Source organism: Kitasatospora sp. NPDC048296 (assembly GCF_043201815.1).
Taxonomy (GTDB): Bacteria; Actinomycetota; Actinomycetes; order Streptomycetales; family Streptomycetaceae; genus Kitasatospora.
In genome coordinates this window covers 92,198-112,351 of sequence record NZ_JBICZB010000008.1, presented here as the reverse complement: position 1 = coordinate 112,351, position 20,154 = coordinate 92,198, and the positions used below count along the sequence as shown (strand labels likewise).

At 73.7% G+C, this 20,154-nt stretch carries 17 protein-coding genes and 1 tRNA gene; 6 read left to right on the top strand and 12 right to left on the bottom strand.

The annotated features are described in order from the left end of the window. Positions 1-240: 240 nt before the first annotated feature. Both ACGF12_RS08355 and ACGF12_RS08350 read right to left on the bottom strand, forming a co-directional pair. Positions 241-2,964 carry an SUKH-4 family immunity protein gene (locus tag ACGF12_RS08355; RefSeq protein WP_393027186.1) on the bottom strand — a complete coding sequence of 908 codons (2,724 nt, stop codon included), beginning with the start codon at positions 2,962-2,964 and terminating at the stop codon, positions 241-243. A gap of 67 nt (positions 2,965-3,031) precedes the next feature. Then, on the bottom strand, positions 3,032-4,033 hold the full coding sequence (locus tag ACGF12_RS08350; RefSeq protein WP_393027184.1) for an SMI1/KNR4 family protein: 1,002 nt from the start codon (positions 4,031-4,033) through the stop codon (positions 3,032-3,034). A 667-nt stretch (positions 4,034-4,700) separates the two neighbouring features. Here ACGF12_RS08350 and ACGF12_RS08345 point away from each other — a divergent pair. Both ACGF12_RS08345 and ACGF12_RS08340 read left to right on the top strand, forming a co-directional pair. Further along, the gene (locus ACGF12_RS08345) at positions 4,701-5,162 is read left to right on the top strand and encodes a YwqJ-related putative deaminase (protein ID WP_393027182.1); all 462 of its coding nucleotides are present in this window, start codon (positions 4,701-4,703) and stop codon (positions 5,160-5,162) included. A gap of 103 nt (positions 5,163-5,265) precedes the next feature. Continuing rightward, positions 5,266-5,793, top strand: a complete 528-nt coding sequence (locus ACGF12_RS08340) for an SUKH-3 domain-containing protein (RefSeq protein ID WP_393027252.1) — start codon at positions 5,266-5,268, stop codon at positions 5,791-5,793. A 34-nt stretch (positions 5,794-5,827) separates the two neighbouring features. Here the strand turns inward: ACGF12_RS08340 and ACGF12_RS08335 are convergent, their stop codons facing one another. Then, positions 5,828-7,096 carry a sensor histidine kinase gene (locus ACGF12_RS08335; protein WP_393027180.1) on the bottom strand — a complete coding sequence of 423 codons (1,269 nt, stop codon included), beginning with the start codon at positions 7,094-7,096 and terminating at the stop codon, positions 5,828-5,830. Positions 7,097-7,431: 335 nt separating this feature from the next. Here ACGF12_RS08335 and ppc point away from each other — a divergent pair, with 335 nt between their 5' ends. Continuing rightward, positions 7,432-10,167, top strand: a complete 2,736-nt coding sequence (gene ppc, locus ACGF12_RS08330; RefSeq protein ID WP_393027250.1) for a phosphoenolpyruvate carboxylase — start codon at positions 7,432-7,434, stop codon at positions 10,165-10,167. 64 nt (positions 10,168-10,231) lie between these two features. Here ppc and ACGF12_RS08325 read toward each other — a convergent pair whose 3' ends face one another. The 8 genes from ACGF12_RS08325 to ACGF12_RS08290 form a co-directional block, all read right to left on the bottom strand. After that, positions 10,232-11,155 carry a hypothetical protein gene (locus ACGF12_RS08325; RefSeq protein WP_393027178.1) on the bottom strand — a complete coding sequence of 308 codons (924 nt, stop codon included), beginning with the start codon at positions 11,153-11,155 and terminating at the stop codon, positions 10,232-10,234. After that, complete coding sequence (locus ACGF12_RS08320; protein WP_393027176.1) at positions 11,145-11,666, bottom strand: SigE family RNA polymerase sigma factor; 522 nt, start codon at positions 11,664-11,666, stop codon at positions 11,145-11,147. Before ACGF12_RS08320 ends, ACGF12_RS08325 begins: the two co-directional genes overlap by 11 nt. 93 nt (positions 11,667-11,759) lie before the next feature. Next, entirely contained in the window at positions 11,760-12,083 is a 324-nt protein-coding gene (locus tag ACGF12_RS08315) for a hypothetical protein (RefSeq protein WP_393027174.1), read from the bottom strand. A gap of 139 nt (positions 12,084-12,222) precedes the next feature. Next, the gene (gene pth, locus ACGF12_RS08310) at positions 12,223-12,801 is read right to left on the bottom strand and encodes an aminoacyl-tRNA hydrolase (RefSeq protein WP_393027172.1); all 579 of its coding nucleotides are present in this window, start codon (positions 12,799-12,801) and stop codon (positions 12,223-12,225) included. Positions 12,802-12,913: 112 nt separating this feature from the next. Next, complete coding sequence (locus ACGF12_RS08305; RefSeq protein WP_393027170.1) at positions 12,914-13,501, bottom strand: 50S ribosomal protein L25/general stress protein Ctc; 588 nt, start codon at positions 13,499-13,501, stop codon at positions 12,914-12,916. A gap of 282 nt (positions 13,502-13,783) precedes the next feature. Then, positions 13,784-14,761, bottom strand: coding sequence for a ribose-phosphate diphosphokinase (locus tag ACGF12_RS08300; RefSeq protein ID WP_393027168.1), 978 nt, complete (start codon positions 14,759-14,761; stop codon positions 13,784-13,786). A 202-nt stretch (positions 14,762-14,963) separates the two neighbouring features. Beyond that, on the bottom strand, positions 14,964-16,418 hold the full coding sequence (glmU, locus tag ACGF12_RS08295; protein ID WP_393027166.1) for a bifunctional UDP-N-acetylglucosamine diphosphorylase/glucosamine-1-phosphate N-acetyltransferase GlmU: 1,455 nt from the start codon (positions 16,416-16,418) through the stop codon (positions 14,964-14,966). Between the two features lie 147 nt (positions 16,419-16,565). Continuing rightward, positions 16,566-16,636, bottom strand: a tRNA-Gln gene (locus tag ACGF12_RS08290). Positions 16,637-16,883: 247 nt separating this feature from the next. On the opposite strand from ACGF12_RS08290, the gene ACGF12_RS08285 reads away from it, so the two are divergent. Together ACGF12_RS08285 and ACGF12_RS08280 are read left to right on the top strand one after the other, a co-directional pair. Continuing rightward, complete coding sequence (locus ACGF12_RS08285; RefSeq protein WP_393027164.1) at positions 16,884-17,876, top strand: acyl-CoA desaturase; 993 nt, start codon at positions 16,884-16,886, stop codon at positions 17,874-17,876. A 227-nt stretch (positions 17,877-18,103) separates the two neighbouring features. Continuing rightward, complete coding sequence (locus ACGF12_RS08280) at positions 18,104-18,706, top strand: TetR/AcrR family transcriptional regulator (protein WP_350526162.1); 603 nt, start codon at positions 18,104-18,106, stop codon at positions 18,704-18,706. 37 nt (positions 18,707-18,743) lie between these two features. On the opposite strand, the gene ACGF12_RS08275 is transcribed toward ACGF12_RS08280, so the two are convergent. Further along, positions 18,744-19,541, bottom strand: coding sequence for a methyltransferase domain-containing protein (locus ACGF12_RS08275; RefSeq protein ID WP_393027161.1), 798 nt, complete (start codon positions 19,539-19,541; stop codon positions 18,744-18,746). A gap of 111 nt (positions 19,542-19,652) precedes the next feature. On the opposite strand from ACGF12_RS08275, the gene ACGF12_RS08270 reads away from it, so the two are divergent. Next, positions 19,653-20,150 (top strand): MarR family winged helix-turn-helix transcriptional regulator, encoded by a 498-nt coding sequence (locus tag ACGF12_RS08270; RefSeq protein WP_380411794.1) that lies wholly within the window; start codon positions 19,653-19,655, stop codon positions 20,148-20,150. Positions 20,151-20,154: the final 4 nt, after the last annotated feature.

Genomic DNA, 20,154 nt, shown 5'->3' with positions numbered 1-20,154 from the left:
GCGGAGCCCATGATCGGACGGAACGGCCGGATCCGGAACCGGTTCGGAAGCCGGGGCCGGATTCGGTCGTCGTGCGGACCGGAATACGTTGAGGACCGGACGGATGGACCCATCCTCTTGACCTATTTTGCGCAGATCCGGACGAAACCCCAACGAGGCAGGGCTGCCGCGGCATGCCGGAGGGGTCGTCCCGGACACCGGAACGACCCCTCCCCACCTGCGAGGATCCACGACGGTCCGCTACAGCAGACCGTCCCAGAACTGCTCCAGCAGCACGGCCCACCAAGTGTCGGCGTTCTGCAGGGCCGCCGGGTCGATCGCGGCGAGCTGCGCCTGGAAGTCGGTCGTCCAGCGACCGGCCTGCTCGGGCGTCAGCCCGTACCGCAGCCGCCACATCCGGCCCAGCAGGGCCAGCGCGCGGACGAACTCCGGTACACCACTGTTGACGAAGCGCGGCGGCTGGCCGGTTCCGTCGATGTCCACGGCGACCACGTTCGCGGTGCCGTACTGGACGCACAGCTGGCGGCCGTAGTCGTTGCCGAGCACCAGGTAGCCGCCGAAGTCCGGGGCCGCCGGCAGGCCGCGCTCGGCGGCCAGCTCGGCGAGGGTCGGGATCGGCCGGCCCTCCTGCGCCTGGGCCCAGAAGAACGGCCCGAAGTCGCGCGGCAGCCCGGCCCACATCAGGCTCTGCGACACCGGCTCCGGCACGCCCTGGCGGGAGACCGCGCGCTGCTCGTAGCGGAACAGGTTCTGCCCGAAGGCCTGGCCGACCTCCTGGGCGAGCTGCTGCGGCGGCGCCGGGGGCAGCGGCTGGACCGTCCCCGGCGCGGGCAGCGGTACCCGGAACGGCCGGACCCGCTGGGCGCCGGAGGCCAGCTGGTGCAGCTCGTCCAGGTGATCGAGCAACTCGGCCATCCCGGCCTGCCGGGAGGCGTGGTCGCGGCCGTACGGGGCGGTGTGGGTGAGCCGCACGTTCGGCCAGGAAGCGGCGATCATGCGGTTGCAGTAGCCACCGGGCAGATCACAGGACTCCAGCTCGGTGTAGAGCTCCAGCACCTGCTCCGGGGGCACGTTCAGCCGGCGCAGGTCCTGCAGGATCTTCCACTCCGGGTGCGGGGTGCCGGGCTCGCTGCGGTGCAGCAGCTTCTGCTCCGAGCCGTCCGGGCCGCGGTAGCTGAGCGCGGCGAAGTAGCCCGGGCCGACCGCGGGGACCCCGGGCGGTACGGGCGCGCCCTGCGGCGGGCCGGTGACCGGGGTCGGCGGGACGACCCCGGGCGCGGCGCCCGCGTTCGGGTAGCCGTACCCGGCCGCGCCCGCGGCCGGGGCGGCCGGACCGCCGGGCGGCGGCGGGACGGCGGGGCCACCGGACGGCGGGGTGCCCGGGTCCGCCGGACCCCCGAGCAGCGCCGGGTCGATCGCGCTGGCCAGCTGGGTCGCCTCGTACGCGATCCCGGCGGCGGGCGCGGCGGGCGCGCTCTGCGGGGTCGGGGCCGAGGTCGGGGCCGGAGCGTCACCGCCGCGCAGGCCCGCCGGGGGCGGGGGCGGCGGGGTGGAACCGGCCGCCCGGCCACCCGGCGTGCCGCCGGGCGTGCCGGAGCCCGGGGTGTGCCGCAGCGCGGCGGGCGGGGGCGGCGGCGGGGCGGAAGCCTGGCCACGGCCCAGCCCGCCCGACCCGGAGGCCCCGGGTGGACCGCCGGCCGGCCCGCCGCGCAGCGCGGCCGGCGGGGGCGGCGGCGGGGCCGAGCCCGGGGCACGGCCGAGCCCGCCCTGCGCCGCCGCACCGGCGGGCGGAGCGGTGGGCGTGCCGGGGCCGCCGGGCAGGCCGGCCAGCCCGCCGGGCGAGGCCAGCATGGTGGGCGCCTGCTCCACCGGAGCACCGCCCGCAGGCGGGGCAGCCGGGGTGCCGGGCGTGGCGAGCATGGTGGGCGCCTGCTCCACCGGGGCGCCGCCCGCGGGCGGGGCAGCCGGGGCACCGGGCAGGCCCATCAGTCCGGGCATGGCGTCCGGCGGCGCGAGCAGCGTCGGCGCCGGCTCGGCCACCGCGGCGGGCACCACCGGGGCCGGCGGGGCGGCGGGCGGCGCGGCCGGGGGCTGGGCAGCGGACGGCGGGACCGGAGGCATGCCGTAGCCACCGCTGCCCGGGGGCATCAGCATGGTCGCGGCCTCGGCCCCGGCCGGGGCGGGCGTGTCGGGCAGGTCCGAGCCGGAGGTGCGCAGGCCCTCGGACATCAGGACGGTCGCCGCCTCGGCGCCGAGCGGAGCGTTCGGCACCACCGGCGCGACCGGCGCGACCGGCGGCGGCACGGGCGCGGCGGCCGGGGGCTGCGGCACGAAGGCCGGCTCGTCGCCGGGCGGCGGGGCGAGCATGGTCGGCGCGTCCCCGGCGGGCCGGTCGGAGACCGGCGGTTCGGTCAGCACGGCGGGCGCGGGCGGCACCGGCAAGGGTGCGGGCGGCGCCAGCACCGGCGGCTCCTCGGCGGCAACCGGAGCGGCAGGCGGTGCGACGGCCGCTGCCGGGACCGGAGCGGCCGCGCCGCCCAGCTTCTCCGCCTCCGCCGCGATCGCCGCGGCCCCCGCCTCCTGCAGCCACTGCGGCGGGCTGAGCAGGAAGGAGGTGGCCTCCACCGGCCCCGGTGCGGGCTTCGCCGCCCCGGCCGGGTTGGCCGCGACCGGCCGCCCGTAGATCTCCTCGTACTGCCGGACCACCTCGTTGACCGGCAGCGCCGGCCACAGCGTGCTGGCACCCGAGTCCCGGGCGATCACCAGCCGCGCCTCACCCGAGCCGGCCTGGTCCGCACCGGCCGCGCCAGCGTCCGGACCGGCGACCGCGTCCGCGGGCGCGACCGCCCAGCAGACGAAGCCCAGGTCGAACTCCCGGACCCGCACCTCGCGCTGCTGCGAGTGCGGCACGCCGCCGTTGATCCACTCCTCGGCGAGCTCCTGCGCCTGCGCGTACGTCACCACGCCCGGTTCACCCCTGTCCGCATCCTCTTCGTCCCCCGTTCCACCTGCACCCCGGCGCCCACGCGCGTCAGCCCACCGGGACGGCGCGGGCGAACCCGCCGTCCACCATCAGCTCCGCGACCGTCTCCAGCTCCGGCGGACTGCCGGCCAGCCGCAGCAGGAAGGCGTCGAAGTCGTCCCCGCAGGGCAGCAGCAGCCGGGCGCAGCGGTCCTCGGGGGCCTCCGAGGCGCCGGTGTCGCGGGCGTCGTCGTACAGGTGGAACCAGACCGAGCCGATCCGGTCGCCGCGCACCTTGAGCGCGACGATGCCGCCCTGCACGTAGGCGATGCCCAGGTAGTCCTTGGTGAGGTGGTCGCGCAGGCACTTGTTGGCGTACACGACGTCCTCGACGCCGTACTCCTCGCTGAGGGTCAGGAACGGCTGGTCGAGCAGCATGCCGAGCTCGGTGTCCAGCGCCACCCCGACCGGGCCGCGGCCGCCGCCCAGCTTGAGGAAGGTGCGGTAGGCGCTGGGCAGCCGGTAGCCGAGGCGCTCCTCGGCGCGCTGCACCAGGTCCTCGGGGACGCCGATCGGGTCGCCGCCGTCCTTGGCCAGCGAGAAGTGGACGGGCCGGCGCTCCTGCAGCGGACGGGTGCCCCGGCGGGAGTGGTCGGCGGGCGAGGTGGCCAGGCCGCCGTGGTGCCGCAGCAGGGCCTTGACCTCGACCGGGACGAGCTCCATCCGCCGCCAGCCGGGGGCGGCCCGGCCGACCGCGTGGTGCCAGGTCCAGCCGGGCGGGGTGGCCACCGCGGTCTCCAGGTCGGCCCAGAGCGGGTGGCCCTGGGTGAACAGCGCGGCGTTGGCCGAGACGTAGTCGGTCAGCCGCAGTTCGTCCACGCCGAAGCCCTCCGGCGGGTCGGCGACCTCGGCCGCCGCGGCGGCGTACGGACCGAAGTCCGGGTAGCCGGACTCGTCCACCTGGACCCCGGCCGGGTGCCGCTCCGCGCGGACCGGATCCGGGAACTGCACCACCTGACCTGCGTACGCCGCGTTCGGTGCGGCGGCGACGCCGGGCCGACCTGTCGTCATCTGGGAGCCCCCACTGGCTGCTGCAAATTCTCGGTGCGCTTGCTGGGCACCAGCCTATTGGGTCACCCGGCCGGCCGAACCCCCGCATCCGGCGCCCGGCCCAGGACCTCCGCCACCCCCGTCCGACGGGTCCGCGTGGGGTGTGGCGGCCGTGGGCGGACCGGGGGCAGGGGTGCACCCGGCGTCGATCCCGGTGGCCGGCCGGACGTCGGTCTGCGGGGCGTCCGGCCGGGAGTTGAGGCCGGACCGCTCGTGTCGGCACTTCTCCCGCGCGCCGCGCCCTCCGATCATCCCTACGGTGTCAGCGAGTTCACCGCCGGACGGCCGTCGGCCACCCGCAACGGTTCCTCCATCGGCGAGAGTTGACCGAACCGGCGGCCGGGGCGCACCCCCCTTCGGCTCGCTGCCGGAACCGTAGCGACCGCGGCGGCGATCCGGGGCGGTTTCGGTAAATCAGCGGACAAGTCGTGACGACGGTGTGCGGATCCGGTCGGGGTCGGGCCAGGATGCCGACGGGCGCCCGGGCCGATCCGCCAACGGCCGTACGGGCGTTCGGCCGTGCCCGCACCCCGGTTGTGCGCTTGTCGGTGTCAAATGACAGGCTTGCTCCGGACCAAACAGGAACCAACAGGGACCGGACCGCCGGGAACGAGGAGGAGGACACCGCATGACCACCGGTGAGCCGGCGGGCCCGCCCGTGCTGCGCCACCACCGCGACAGCCTGCTGCCCGCCGTCGCCGCCGCGCTGTCGCTCAAGGGCGGCGAGGTGCACACCCTGGCGGGCGACAAGGACGAGCGGCGCCCGGTCCTGCACCCGCTGGTCGGCGATTTCCTGGACACCCTGCCGGTCGAGGCCCGCGAGCGGTTCACCGGCCGCTGCCCGGAGGCCGTCCTGCTCTCCCAGTACCTGACCACGGTCGACGGCAGGCGCTCCAAGCGCGCGGCCCGCAAGCCGATGAGCCTGCACGAGGCCCGCAAGGCGCTCAAGGGCGCCCGGATGACGACCGTCCGGATCCGCGAGGAGGGCGACCCGGCACACGGTACGCACGCCCCGCCGTGCCGCTCCTGCGCGCCGATGCTGGAGCACTTCACGGTGCAGAGCGTCGCCGTCGGACCGCCCGCGCGCTGACCGGCCGCGCGCCGGCCGCCGCCCTTCGTACGTTCCCTGTCCCCGAGCCACGGAGTCCGCCCTGAATCCGCCCAGCCCGCCCCCGCCTCCGGCCCCGGCCACCCTGTCCGCGACCACTGCGTCCCCGGCTGGCCTCGGGCGGACCCGCCCGCGCTTCCCCGCCGACGTCGCCGCCGAGCTCAAGGCGGCCGGCTGGCACCCCGGCCGCTGGCAGATCCGGCAGGCCGAGGAGTGGGCCGACACCCTGGCGGGGTACGGCGGGTCCGACGGCGTCCAGCACGCGGTGTTCCCTGCCGCGGTCGAGGCCTGGGCCGAGTTCGGCGCCCTCGCCTTCGACCTGTCCGGCCCGGGCCGCCAGCTGGCCCGCACCCCGTTCCTGATCGACCCGCTGTGCGGACTGCACCAGCCGCGCACCCTGTTCGACCTCGGCCGGGCGCTGGGCACCCGGCTCGCCCCGCTCGGCGAGGAGGCGTACGGGCAGGCGCTGCTGGCCGTCGACGAGGAGGGCCGGGTCTACAGCCTGGACCACACCGGCGAGTGGTTCCTCGGCCACGGCATCGACCAGGCGATCAGCGCCCTGGTCCTGGGCACCGCCCCGGAACGGCTGCGCACCGCGGAGGAGTACTCCTAGCCCGAGCGGTCCGCCCCGGCCCGAGCGGTCCGCCCTAGCCCAGCCGGTCCGTCCGGACCGCCAGCCGGGACGGCAGCACCGCCTCGACCCGGAACCCGCCGTCCGCCTCCGGCCCGGACGAGAAGGTACCGCCCAGCGCGACCACCCGCTCCCGCATCCCGACCAGCCCGTTGCCGCCGCTGGGCAGCTGCGCCGCACCCCGCTCACCGCCGGGACAGGCGTTCACCACGCTCACCCGCACCCCGTTCGGCGCGTACGCGAGCAGCACGGACACCTGTGCCCCGCCCGCGTGCTTGTGCGCGTTGGTCAGCCCCTCCTGGACGACCCGGTACGCGGTCTGCTCGGCCTCGCCGGTGAACTCCTGCCGACTGCCGCTGACCGTCAGGGTCACCGCCATCCCGGCCGCCCGGGACTGGTCGACCAGCCGGGGCAGCCCGGCCAGCGAGTCCGGCTCCGGCTGCCGCTCGTCGTCCATCCGCAGCACGCCGAGGATCTCGCGCAGCTCGTTCAGCGCCTGCCGGCCCACCTCGCCCATCAACTTGGCGCTCTGCGCGGCCTTCTCCGGGTCCTTGACGGCGATCCGCTCCAGCGCCCCGGCGTGCACCACCATCAGCGACACCCGGTGCGCCACCACGTCGTGCATCTCCCGGGCGATCCGGGTGCGCTCCTCCAGCCGGGCCCGGCGGGCGCGTTCCTGCGCCTGCTCGGCGAGCAGGTCCAGTTCGGTCTCCAGGCCGTGCGCGCGGTCCTTGAGCGACTCGATCAGCCGCCGCCGCGCCCCCACGTACAGTCCGGTGACCACCGGGGGGACGGTCAGCCCGACCGCCACCAGCACCGCTATCAGCACCTGGACCCAGAGCGCCGGCTGCTCCACCGTCGAGTCGCCCGGCGTCAGCATCGACACCATCATCACCGCGACCGCCTCGGCGAAGGCGAGCACCGACAGCGCCACCACCCGCCAGCGCCGCGAGGGCCACTCCCAGGTCTCCGCCAGCGTGTAGAGGGACACCACCAGCAGCAGCACCCCGAGCATCCCGGGCAGCACCAGCAGGGTCACCAGCACCGGTACGGCCGGCCACCGCCGGCGCAGCACCAGCGAGCCGCCCGCCAGCGTGCCGAGCACCGCGACCGCGGCCGTGCCCGTGCCCGACAAACTCACCCGGGCACCCAGGAAGGCGATCGTGCTGGCCGAGCACTCCAGCGCGGCCAGCAGCGCCAGCCCGATGTCCAGGAAGGCGCTGCGCGGCCGCTTCCACCACCAGAACGACCGGACCGGCGCGCGCTCCCCAGGCGACTTGCTCATGCGTGACAGCCTAAACCGCAACCCCCTCCCTTCCCCAGCGAGATGATCCGGCACACCTCGCGGACCGCTCAAGTGGTCCAGACCACAGGGGCTTCTCGGCGGGCCTGTCCGCCATCCGGCCACCTCTCGGACAGCGACCGCCCCGAGACCTATGCTGGTCGCGTCGGACAGCGCGGTCCGCACGCGTCACACCCGCCACACTGCGCGTGGACCTGTGACGATGAGCCGTTGCCGAACCCCACCACCACAGGGAGCCAGCCGTGACCGCTCCGGTCCCCACTCCGGCGGACAGTCCCACTGTCCTCGCCGCCGGCGCAGCCGCAGACAACTCGGCGCTGCGCGCGGACATCCGCCGCCTCGGCGACCTGCTCGGCGAGACGCTGGTCCGCCAGGAGGGCCCCCAGCTGCTGGGCCTGGTCGAACAGGTCCGACTGCTCAGCCGCACCGACGGCGAGGCCACCGCCGAACTCCTCTCCGACATCGACCTGGACACCGCCGCCAAGCTGGTCCGCGCGTTCTCCACCTACTTCCACCTCGCCAACGTCACCGAGCAGGTGCACCGCGGCCGCGAGTTCGCCACCCGCCGCGCCCGCGAGGGCTCGCTGCTCGCCCAGACCGCCGACCAGCTCGCCGAGGCCGACCCCAAGCATCTTGAGGACACCCTGGCCCACCTCGCGGTCCGCCCGGTCTTCACCGCCCACCCCACCGAGGCCGCCCGCCGCAGCGTGCTCAACAAGCTGCGCCGGATCGGCGAACTCCTCGACCGCATCCACCGCGAGGAGCTCACCTCCGGCCTGGTCGCCGCCGACCCGGCCCGCACCAGCAGCGCCAAGCGCTCCGCCGACCGCCGCCTCGCCGAGGTCATCGACCTGCTCTGGCAGACCGACGAGCTGCGCATCGCCCGCCCCGAACCCACCGACGAGGCCCGCAACGCCGTCTACTACCTGGACGAGCTCTACCGCGAGGCCGTCCCCGAGGTGCTGGAGGAGCTGCACGAGGAGCTCGCCCGGGTCGGCCTGGGCCTGCCCGAGGGCGTGCGCCCGCTCACCTTCGGCACCTGGATCGGCGGCGACCGCGACGGCAACCCCAACGTCACCCCCCAGGTCACCTGGGACGTCCTCAACCTCCAGCACGAGTACGGGATCAAGGACGCCCTCGCCGCCATCGACGAGCTGCGCAACACCCTCTCCACCTCCGAGCGGCTGGCCGGCGCCTCGGTCGAACTGCTCGCCTCGCTCAACACCGACCTGCACCGGCTCCCCGAACTCAGCCCCCGCTACAAGCGGATGAACGCCGAGGAGCCCTACCGCCTCAAGGCCACCTGTATCCGGCTCAAGCTGGAGAACACCCGCGAGCGCCTGGCCGGCGGCACCCCGCACGTCGAGGGCCGCGACTACCTCGGCACCCGCGAGCTGATCGCCGACCTGCGGCTGATCCAGGACTCGCTGCGCGCCCACCGCGGCGAGCTGATCGCCGACGGCCGGCTGGCCCGCGCCATCAACACCGTCGAGGCCTTCGGCCTCCAGCTCGCCACCATGGACGTGCGCGAGCACGCCGAGGCCCACCACCACGCCCTCGGCCAGCTCTTCGACCGCCTCGGCGAGGAGGCCTGGCGCTACGCCGACATGCCCCGCGAGTACCGGCAGCGGCTGCTCGCCAAGGAGCTGCGCTCGCGCCGCCCGCTCGCCCCCACCCCGGCCCCGCTGGACGACGCCGGCACCAAGACCCTCGGCGTCTTCAGCACCATCCGCGAGGGCTTCGAGCGCTTCGGCGACGAGATCGTCGAGAGCTACATCATCTCGATGTGCCAGGGCGCCGACGATGTCTTCGCCGCCACCGTGCTGGCCCGCGAGGCCGGTCTGATCGACCTGCACGCCGGCATCGCCAAGATCGGCATCGTGCCGCTGCTGGAGACCACCGACGAGCTCCAGCAGGCCGACCGCATCCTGGACGAGATGCTCTCCGACCCCTCCTACCGGCTGCTCGTCTCACTGCGCGGCGACGTCCAGGAGGTCATGCTCGGCTACTCCGACTCCTCCAAGTTCGGCGGCATCACCACCTCCCAGTGGGAGATCCACCGCGCCCAGCGCCGACTGCGCGACGTCGCCCACCGCTACGGCATCCGGCTGCGCCTCTTCCACGGCCGCGGCGGCACCGTCGGCCGCGGCGGCGGCCCCTCGCACGAGGCGATCCTGGCCCAGCCCTGGGGCACGCTGGAGGGCGAGATCAAGGTCACCGAGCAGGGTGAGGTCATCTCCGACAAGTACCTGCTCCCCTCCCTCGCCCGGGAGAACCTGGAGCTGACCCTCTCCGCCACCCTCGCCGCCTCCGCCCTGCACACCGCCCCGCGCCAGGCCCCCGAGGAACTGGCCCGCTGGGACGCCGCGATGGACCAGGTCTCCGCGGCCGCCCACACCGCCTACCGGGCCCTGGTCGAGCAGGACGACCTGCCGAAGTACTTCTTCGCCGCCACCCCGGTCGACCAGCTCGCCTCGCTGCACCTGGGCTCGCGCCCCTCCCGCCGCCCCGACTCCGGCGCCGGCCTGGACGGCCTGCGGGCCATCCCGTGGGTCTTCGGCTGGACCCAGTCCCGCCAGATCGTCCCCGGCTGGTACGGCGTCGGCTCCGGCCTCGCCGCCGCCCGCGAGGCCGGCCTCGGTGACGTGCTGGACGAGATGTACGGCCAGTGGCACTTCTTCCGCAACTTCCTGTCCAACGTCGCCATGACGCTGGCCAAGACCGACCTGCGGATCGCCCGCCACTACGTCGAGCAGCTGGTGCCCGCCGAGCTGCACCACGTCTTCGACCAGATCGTCGCCGAGCACGAGCTCACCCTGCGCGAGGTGCTCCGGCTCACCGGCGAGAGCGAACTGCTGGAGCACAACCCGGTGCTGAAGCAGACCTTCACCGTCCGCGACGCCTACCTCGACCCGATCTCCTACCTCCAGGTCGCGCTGCTGCGCCGCCAGCGCGAGGAGGTCGCGGCCGGCCGCCACGAGGACCCGCTGCGCGCCCGCGCGCTGCTGCTCACCGTCAACGGCATCGCCGCCGGCCTGCGCAACACCGGCTGACGGCCGACACGTCGAAGGGGCCGGCGGCGGGCGCACTGCCCGCCGCCGGCCCCGCTGGTTCTCCCTACCGGACCTCAACCACCAGAGGGCCGTACCTCGCCTTGATCTCCGCTCCGGCGGAGGCCCACTGCGGGGTGTCGACCACCAGCCCGGCACCGTCGTTGGCGACTGCCACGAACTGGATCTCCACGCCTTTGGACCGCCAGTACGCGCGGTCCCCGTCGACCCGGGCCGCCAGGGCCTTCTGGTCGTCGAGCGACGCGACCGCGTCGACGAACCGCACCTTCAGCGCGGGCCGGTCGGCCATCATCCGGGCCACGGCGGTGTCCAGGTTGGAGCCCGGGACCCGCATCACGTGCACGGTGCTCGTGTCGTCCTCGTAGCAAAGGCCGAAATAGTGGTCCCGGTAGCTCGTGGTCGCCATCCTGCCCACGGCCTCGGCCGTCCGCTCCAGATCGAGCCGCTGCAACTGCGCGGATGACAGCGCCGACGGCGAACCCGAGGACGCGGGCCCGGACGAGGGCGCCCCCGACGACGGAAGGCCGGACGACGGAAGGCCGGACGACGGCACCCCCGACGACGGGAAGCCCGACGACGGCACCCCCGACGACGGGAAGCCCGACGACGGCAGGCTCGGGTGGAAGTGCAACCCCGGCGTCCGCAGCGAGGTCGGTCCCTTCGTGCACGCGAAGAGCGGGCTCACTTCGTCCCGACCCGACCCCCGCGTAGCGCTCGCCGACGGCAGGCCCGTCCCGGCCGCGCCCACCGCACCGCCGACGCCCGAACCACCGCCGCCCAGCTGCGTCAGCACCCCCGCGCAGACCGCCAGCACCGCCACTGCCGTGACCCCTCGCACGACGCCCTGCCGCCCTGCCCGTCGCCGCCCCGCCTCGCGCAGCTCGGCCAGCGGCGGGCTGCCGCCGACCTCCGCCGCGCGTGCCCCGAGCCGGACGACCAGCTCCTGCTCGAACCCGTCCTCAGCGCTCACGACCCACCAACTCCTTGATCGGTTCCAGTTCCTGTCGAAGCGCTTTGATCCCCCGCGCCAGGTGGGTCTTCGCCGTGGGCACCGAGCACCCCAGCTCCTCCGCCACCTGGGCGACCGACAGGTCCAGGTAGTAACGCAGCACCACCGCCGCCCGCTGCCGCCGCGGCAGCCCGGCCAGCGCCGCCGCGAGCCGCTCGTCCCGATCGGCCTCCTGGACCGCCGGTCCGTCCGGTGGCGCGGACGTCAGCACCTCGCGTCTGGTCCGACGCCACCGCGAGACGTGGGTGCGGACCATCGTCCGGCGGACGTACCCCTCGGCCGCCCCGGGCTCCCGGATCGCCGACCGTTTCGGGTACACCCGCGCCAAGGCGTCGTGCAACAGGTCCCGGGCGTCGTGAACATCCCCGGTGATCAGGTACGCCCCCCGCAGGAGGGCCTGGTACCGCGCCGCGACGAACTCGTCGAACGGGTCGGATCCGGAACCCCCCGGGCGCATCGATTCGCGCTTCATACCCTCATGACGCCCCACCCGACGGAAACGGATGACAAGACGGCGAGGGGCCGGCGCCCACTCCCGTGGACACCGGCCCCTCGCCGTGAATTCCTACTCGCCGGGCTCGCCCGCGCGCCGCCGCTTCAGCCACAGCGCCGCACCGCCGGCCACGACCACCAGGCCGCCGCCGACCGCCAGCAGCCCGGCGTCCGGCCCGACCGAATCGCCGAGCACCGGGGCGAACTGCGCCGCCGCGGGCTCCGGCGAGACCACCGCATCCGGCTCTACCGCCGGATCGGCGTGCGCCACCGCACCGCTCGACAACAACACCCCGGCCGCCCCCAGCGCACCGGCCGTGCCGACCCGCCGTCCGAGCTGCTTCAGCCGGACCACCCGGAGCCGCCGAAGTCGGCGGACCGGACGCAATCTCCGCATCGAGAACTCCCCAGGACCCGTTCGCGTACCAGGCCGACGCTATCCGATCCCGCACAGGGTTCTCACACGGATTCAGGTTTGGCACGGCAAGCGTTGTACGACTGTTGTGTACCCCGCACAGCACGCCCATGACGGCACGTCAGGAGTTGTAGGTGCCCTGCGCCCGCTCCAGCCCCTCGGACAGCAGCGCCTCCACCGCGTCCGCCGAGCGGTCCACGAACCACTCCAGCTCCTTGCGCTCGGTCGAGGAGAAGTCCTTCAGCACGAAGTCCGCGACCTCCATCCGGCCCGGCGGACGGCCGATCCCGCAACGCACCCGGTGGTAGTCCGGGCCCAGCGACTTGGTGATCGACTTCAGCCCGTTGTGGCCGTTGTCGCCGCCGCCCAGCTTCAGCCGCAGCGCCGCGTAGTCGATGTCCAGCTCGTCGTGGACAGCGATCAGCGCCGACGCCGGCACCTTGTAGAAGTCCCGCAGCGCCGTCACCGGCCCGCCGGACAGGTTCATGAAGGACATCGGCTTGGCCAGCACCACCCGCCTGCCCGCCAGCCGCCCCTCGGCCACCTGGGCCCGGCTCTTGTGCGCCTTGAACTTGGCGCCCATCCGCTGCGCCAGCAGGTCCACCACCATGAAGCCGATGTTGTGCCGGTTCCGGGCGTACTGCTCCCCGGGGTTGCCCAGCCCCACCACCAGCCAGGGGCCGTCGTACTCCTCAGCCATTCCCACTCTCCTCGTCGCCCTCGCGCTCGACGTCATCATCCCGGACACACCGCTGCCCCGGCCGCTCCAGCGGGAGCGACCGGGGCAGCGGTCTCAGCGACTAGCGCGAGGCTCAGGCCTCGGCACCCTCGGCGGCCTCCTCGGCCTCCTCGGCCGGGGCGGCCTGGGCGGCGATGACCTGCAGCACGACGGCGTCGGCCTCGACGGCCAGCGAGACGTTGGCCGGCAGGACGATGTCCTTGGCGTGGACGGAGGCACCGGCCTCCAGGCCCTCGACCGAGACGGTGACGGCCTCGGGCAGGTGGGTGGCCTCGGCCTCGACCGGCAGGGCCTGCAGGACGTGCTCCAGCAGGTTGCCGCCCGGGGCCAGCTCGCCCTCGGTGCGGACCGGAACCTCGACGGTGACCTTCTCGCCACGCTTGACCAGCAGCAGGTCGACGTGCTCGATGGTGCGCTTGATGGCCTCGCGCTGGACGGCCTTCGGCAGCACGTACTCGTCCTTGCCGTCGATCGGCACGACCAGCAGGGCGTTCGGGGTCTTGAGGGCCATCATCAGGTCGTGGCCGGGCAGGTTCAGGTGAACCGGGGCGTGGCCGTGGCCGTAGACGACACCGGGGACGAAGCCGGCGCGGCGGGCGCGGCGGGCGGCACCCTTGCCGAACTCGGAACGGGTCTCAGCGGCAAGACGGATCTCGGACACGACTGCACTCCTCGTGAAGACTGGCGCGGGGGTGCAGGCAACGCGAAAAACCGCCGGGACCACACCCTCAGTACGTTCGGGGGTCACTCGGCGGCAACGGCCTCTGCCGGTGGACGGAATCCGCTACCGGCAGCGCGTCGATCACGGTGTCGGCACCCGGCCAGCGGGCACACGGCATCCCTCGCCGAGCAGTTTCACGAGTCTAACCGCACCGGTGCCCTCCCGTGAAATCGGCGGCGGCCCCGGCCCGCCAGGGACCGGGGCCGCCGCGCGGGGCCTTCGTCAGTGCACGCCCTCGAAGAGGCTCGTGACCGAGCCCTCCTCGAACACCTCGCGGATCGCGGCCGCGATCGACGGGGCGATGGACAGCGTGGTGATCTTGTCCAGCTGGAGCTGCGCCGGGGTGGGCAGCGTGTTGGTGAACACGAACTCGCTCACCCGCGAGTTCTTCAGCCGGTCCGCGGCCGGGCCGGAGAGCACGCCGTGGGTGGCGGCCACCATGACGTCCGCGGCGCCGTTCTCGAACAGCGCGTCGGCGGCGGCGCAGATGGTGCCGGCGGTGTCGATCATGTCGTCGACCAGGACGCAGACCCGGTCCTTGACGTCACCGACGACGTCGGCCGACAGGATGGTGTTGGCCTGGGTGATGTCGCGGCGCTTGTGGATGATCGCCAGCGGCGCGTCCAGACGGTCGCACCACTGGTCGGCCACCTTCACCCGGCCGGCGTCCGGCGAGACGACGGTCAGCTTGGAGCGGTCCACCTTCTCGCCGATGTAGTCGGCCAGCAGCGGCAGCGCGAACAGGTGGTCCACCGGGCCGTCGAAGAAGCCCTGGATCTGCGCGGTGTGCAGGTCCACCGCCATCAGACGGTCGGCACCGGCCTGGCGCAGCAGGTCGGCGATCAGGCGGGCCGAGATCGGCTCGCGGCCCAAGTGCTTCTTGTCCTGGCGGGCGTACCCGTAGAACGGCAGGATCGCGGTGATGCTCCTGGCGGAGGCCCGCTTCAGCGCATCGATCATGATCAGCTGTTCCATGATCCACTGGTTGATGGGAGCCGTGTGGCTCTGCATCACGAAGCAGTCCGCGCCTCGCGCCGACTCCAGGAAGCGGACGTAGATCTCGCCGTTGGCGAAGTCGAGGGCCTTGGTCGGGACCAGCTCGGTCCCCAGCGCCTCGGCAACCTCCTTCGCCAGCTCCGGGTGGGCACGGCCGGAGAAGAGCTTCAGCTTCTTCTCACCCGACGTCGTGATCCCGCTCACTGCACCGTCTCCTCGCGTTGCGGACGCTGAACCCCTCCCCCGCGGAGGGCAGGCGCAGCCCGCACTCACGGGGGATCGGGGAATTGTCGGTACGCCTGGACACGGGCGGTAAGCCCAGTGGCGCACGTATGTCCTCCAGGTTACGCGCCCGCGCAGAAACCGTCCGCCCCGGGACCGCCCCGCGGGCGCACCGCCCGTCCCGTCAGGCCCCGACGGCCCCGTCCGCCGCGGCCTTCGCGGCCTGCGCGGACGTGGTTCCGGGGCGCTTGCGCTCGACCCAGCCCTCGATGTTGCGCTGCTGCGCCCGGCCCACACCCAGCGCGCCGGGCGGAACGTCGTTGGTGATCACCGAGCCGGCCGCGGTGTAGGCGCCGTCACCGACGGTGACCGGGGCGATGAACATGTTGTCCGAACCGGTGCGGCAGTGTGCGCCGACGACCGTGCGGTGCTTGTTGATCCCGTCGTAGTTCACGGTGACCGAGGCCGCGCCGATGTTGGCGCCCTCGCCGATGGTGGCGTCGCCGATGTAGGAGAGGTGCGGCACCTTGGCGCCCTCGCCCAGCTCGGAGTTCTTCACCTCGACGTAGGTGCCGACCTTCGCCTTGCGGGCCAGCTTCGCGCCCGGCCGCAGGTAGGCGTACGGGCCGACGGCGGCCAGCTCGCCGATCTCCGCGCGGTCGGCCGTGGTGTTGCTCACACGGGCGCCGGCGCCGATCAGGGTGTCCTTCAGGGTGGAGTTCGGACCCACCTCGCAGCCCTCGCCCAGGTGGGTGGCGCCCTGCAGCTGGGTGCTCGGCAGCACCACGGCGTCCGGCTCGTACGAGACCTGCACGTCGAACCAGGTGGTCGCCGGGTCCATCACGGTGACGCCGGCGCGCATCGCCTGCTCCAGCAGGCGGTCGTTCAGCAGCCGGCGGGCCTGCGCCAGCTGGACCCGGTCGTTGATGCCCAGGATGTCCCGGTGGTCCTCGGCGACCACGGCGCCGACCCGGTGCCCGGCCTTGCGCAGGATCTCCAGGGTGTCGGTCAGGTACTCCTCGCCCTGCGAGTTGTCCGTGGTGAGCTCGGCCAGCGCCTCGACCAGCAGCTTGGCGTCGAAGGCGAAGACGCCCGAGTTGATCTCGGTGATCGCGCGCTGGGTGTCGCTGGCGTCCCGCTCCTCGACGATCGCGGCGACGGTGCCGTCCTCGTCGCGCAGGATGCGGCCGTAGCCGAAGGGCTCGGGGACGACGGCGGTCAGCACGGTGACCCCGTTCTGCTGCGCGGCGTGCGCGTCCGCCAGTCGGCGCAGGGTCCGCCCGGTCAGCAGCGGCGAGTCCCCGGCGGTGACGATCACGGTGCCGTCCAGCACCACACCGTCCGCGGTCAGCGCCTCCAGCGCCGTACGCACCGCGTGCCCGGTCCCGTTCTGCTCCTCCTGCACCACCGGCCGCACCGCCGGGTAGTGCGCCGCCAGGTGCTCCTCCACCTGCTCGCGCTGGTGGCCGACCACCACCACGAGCTGCGCCGGCGTCAGTTCCGCGGCCGCCGAGACCGCGTGCCCCACCAGCGAGCGCCCGCACACCTCGTGCAGCACCTTGGGCAGCTTGTTCGACTTCATCCGGGTCCCGCCACCGGCGGCGAGCACGACAACGGCGGCAAGCGAATTGGCACCCATGCGGGGAGGCTCCTCAGTAGGTTCACAGCGAGGGCAGAGCAGGCAGGCCCGGCCCGGACCCAGGCCGGTCGCCATTCGCACAGTCCGCCGAGCAGCACTGACAATACCGGCGAGGGGGGAAACGCCCGAACCTGAGGCGTGCAGAGGCTCCGCCGCTAGGATTCGAACCCAGACAAAGGCCTCCAAAGGGCCCTGTGCTGCCATTACACCACGGCGGACAGTCGTGTCAGACCCTACCCGAGTCGACCCCCCCGTGGGTATCAACCAGCCCGATCCGCGGGCGCGGATCCGCCGCGGCGGATCGAACACCGCGGGCCCGGGGTTCATCCATCCAGTCGGGTGAATTCACTCAAGCGCCGCGCAGCAGTGTGTTCCCCTGGACACGGAGCGCAACCTACGATGCCGTAGGTTACGCAAACGTAGGCTCCGCTCTGTCCCGTTCGGGACGCCGCGAAGGGACGCCCCATGACCATCCAGGCCGGCCAGGCGCATGCGGGGGGCGCCGCGCTCCCCGATCCCTCCCCCGATTCCTCCGCCGACGCCGCGACCCGGCTGTCCGCCACCCGTGGCGGGGAGAGGCAGGGCTTCGCCGAGCGCCTCGCACTCGGCCTGTTCATCCTCGTGCCGTTCACCGCGCTGGTCGCCGCGGTGCCGGTGGCCTGGGGGTGGGGGCTGGGGTGGACGGACGTGGCGGTCACCGTCGCCATGTACTTCCTCACCTGTCACGGCATCACCGTCGGCTACCACCGCTACTTCACCCACAGCGCCTTCAAGGCCAACCGCCCGATGCGCCTGGTGCTGGCGATCGCCGGCAGCCTGGCCGTCGAGGGCCCGCTGGTGCGCTGGGTGGCCGACCACCGCAAGCACCACCGCTTCAGCGACAAGGACGGCGACCCGCACTCGCCCTGGCGCTACGGGGAGAGCGTCCCGGCGCTGATCAAGGGCCTCTGGTGGGCGCACATGGGCTGGATGTTCGACGAGGAGCAGACCTCTCAGCTCAAGTACGCCCCGGACCTGGTCCGCGACCCGGCCATAAGGCGGATCTCCCGGCTGTTCTGGCTCTGGACCACGATCTCGCTGCTGCTGCCCGCGCTGGTCGGCGGCCTGGTGAGCCTGTCCTGGGAGGGCGCGCTGTCCGCCTTCTTCTGGGGGTCGCTGGTCCGCGTGGCGCTGCTGCACCACGTCACCTGGTCGATCAACTCGATCTGCCACGCGGTCGGCCGGCGCCCGTTCCGCTCCCGGGACCGCTCCGGCAACGTCTGGTGGCTCGCGGTGCTCTCCTGCGGCGAGTCCTGGCACAACCTGCACCACGCGGACCCGACCGCGGCCCGGCACGGGGTGCTCCGTGGACAGATCGACTCCTCGGCCCGGCTGATCCGCTGGTTCGAGCTGGCCGGCTGGGTCCGGGACGTCCGCTGGCCGGACGCGCAGCGGATCGCCGCCCGCCGCGCCGCATGAGGCGGCGCTTCCAGCATGATGTAGGGGTGAACGGGAGCAGCGCAGACAGCACAGGCGGTCACCACAGCACGCGGACGGACGCGGCGCCCGGAACGGCGCCGGTCCGTCCGCGGGCCGCTGCACCGGCGGGCACGCCCGCCAACGGGGGCACGGAACGGGGCACGGAACGAGGTACGGGCGGGGGCGCGGCCGCCTCGGCCCCGCGCCGCCGGGGCGGCCGGGTGCGGATGACCGGCAAGCAGCGCCGGGAGCAGCTGCTGGAGATCGGCCGGACGGTCTTCGCGGAGCGCGGCTACGACGGCACCTCGGTGGAGGAGATCGCCGAGCGCGCCGGGGTCTCCAAGCCCGTGGTGTACGAGCACTTCGGCGGCAAGGAGGGGCTGTACGCGGTGGTCGTGGACCGCGAGATGCAGCTGCTGCTGGACATGGTGACGGGGGCGCTCACCGGCGGGCACTCCCGCGAGCTGCTGGAGCAGGCCGCGTTCGCGCTGATGGACTACATCGACACCTCGACGGACGGCTTCCGGATCCTGGTCCGGGACTCGCCGGTGGCCCAGTCGACCGGCACCTTCGCCTCGCTGATCAGCGACATCGCGACCCAGGTCGAGGACATCCTGGGCCTGGAGTTCAAGTCCCGCGGCTTCGACGCCCGGCTGGCCCCGATGTACTCGCAGATGCTGGTCGGGATGGTCGCGCTGACCGGCCAGTGGTGGCTGGAGGTCCGCAAGCCGGACAAGGCGACGGTGGCGGCGCACCTGGTGAACCTGGCCTGGCACGGGCTGGAGGGTCTGGAGCGGCACCCGAAGCTGGTCGGCGACCGCAAGGGCTGAGCCCGCACCGGGCCCGGCCGCTACCGCTTCACCCCCACTACCGCTTCACCCCCACCGCGAAGATCCGCCGGAACGGGAACACCGTCCCGTACGGCCCGGCCGGGTAGGCCTCGCGCAGCAGCCGCCCGTACTCGGCGAGGAAGGCGGCCCGGTCGGCCGGGTCGGCGAGCCCGGTGAGGACGGGTCGCAGGGCGCTGCCCTTGACCCACTCCAGCACCGGGTCCGGCCCCGGCAGCAGGGTGCGGTAGGTGGTCTCCCAGACGTCGGGGAGGCAGTCGGCGCCGGCCAGGACGTCGAGGTAGCGCTCGGGCGGGTGGACGCCGGAGCGGACGGCGTCGACGCCGAGGGCGTCGCGCCAGCGGGGGCTGCGGCGCAGGTCGGCGAGCAGGGTGTGGCTGGGGGCGTCGAAGTTGCCGGGGACCTGGAAGGCGACCGCTGCGCCCGGGCGCAGCGCGGCGGCCCAGCGCGGGATCAGGTCGAGGTGGCCGTCGATCCACTGCAGGGTCGCGTTGGAGACGATCAGGTCGGGCCGGGCCGGGGCGGGGTCGTACGCGCGGGCGTCGGCGAGCAGGTAGTCGGCGGTGGGCTCGCCCTCGGTGCGGGCGGTGGCGAGCATCGGGGCGGAGTTGTCGATACCGGTGATCCGGGCCTGCGGCCAGCGTTCGCGCAGGACGGCGGTGGAGTTGCCCGGGCCGCAGCCGATGTCGAGGATCACGGCGCCGTGCGGATCCGGATCCGGGAGGACGGGGACGCGGGCGATCAGTTCGCGCAGCGGGCGGGTGCGTTCGTCGGCGAAGCGCAGGTACTGCGCCGGGTCCCAGACGGGGGTGGTCATGGCTCACCTCGCAGGTATCTCGACATCAAGATATCTCGATGTAGCCTCGCTGGCACATTTCTCGATGTCAAGAGACTTCACATCGACACATCCACCGATACACTGATCGTCATGGAGGACGAGGTCGACAGGCTGGTCGCAGCATGGCGCCGAGAGCGCCCCGACCTCGACGTGGAGCCGCTTGAGGTGCTCAGCAGGGTCAGCCGGCTCGCCCGGCACCTGGACCGCGCCCGCCGCACCGCCTTCGCCGAGCACGGCCTGGAGCCCTGGGAGTTCGACGTCCTGACCGCCCTGCGGCGGGCCGGCTCCCCGTACCAGCTCTCCCCCGGCCAACTGCTCACCCAGACCTTGGTCACCTCCGGCACCATGACCAACCGGATCGACCGGCTCACCGGCAAGGGCCTGGTCAAGCGCCTGCCCGACCCGGACGACCGGCGCGGCGTCCTGGTCCGGCTGACCGACGACGGCCGGGACCGCGCCGACCAGGCGCTGGCCGGGCTGCTCGCGCACGAGCGCGAACTCCTCGCCCAGCTCAGCTCCGGACAGCAGGGCGAACTCGCCGCGCTGCTGCGGCTGCTGGTCGCGCCGTTCGACAACATCCCGGGCTGAGCCC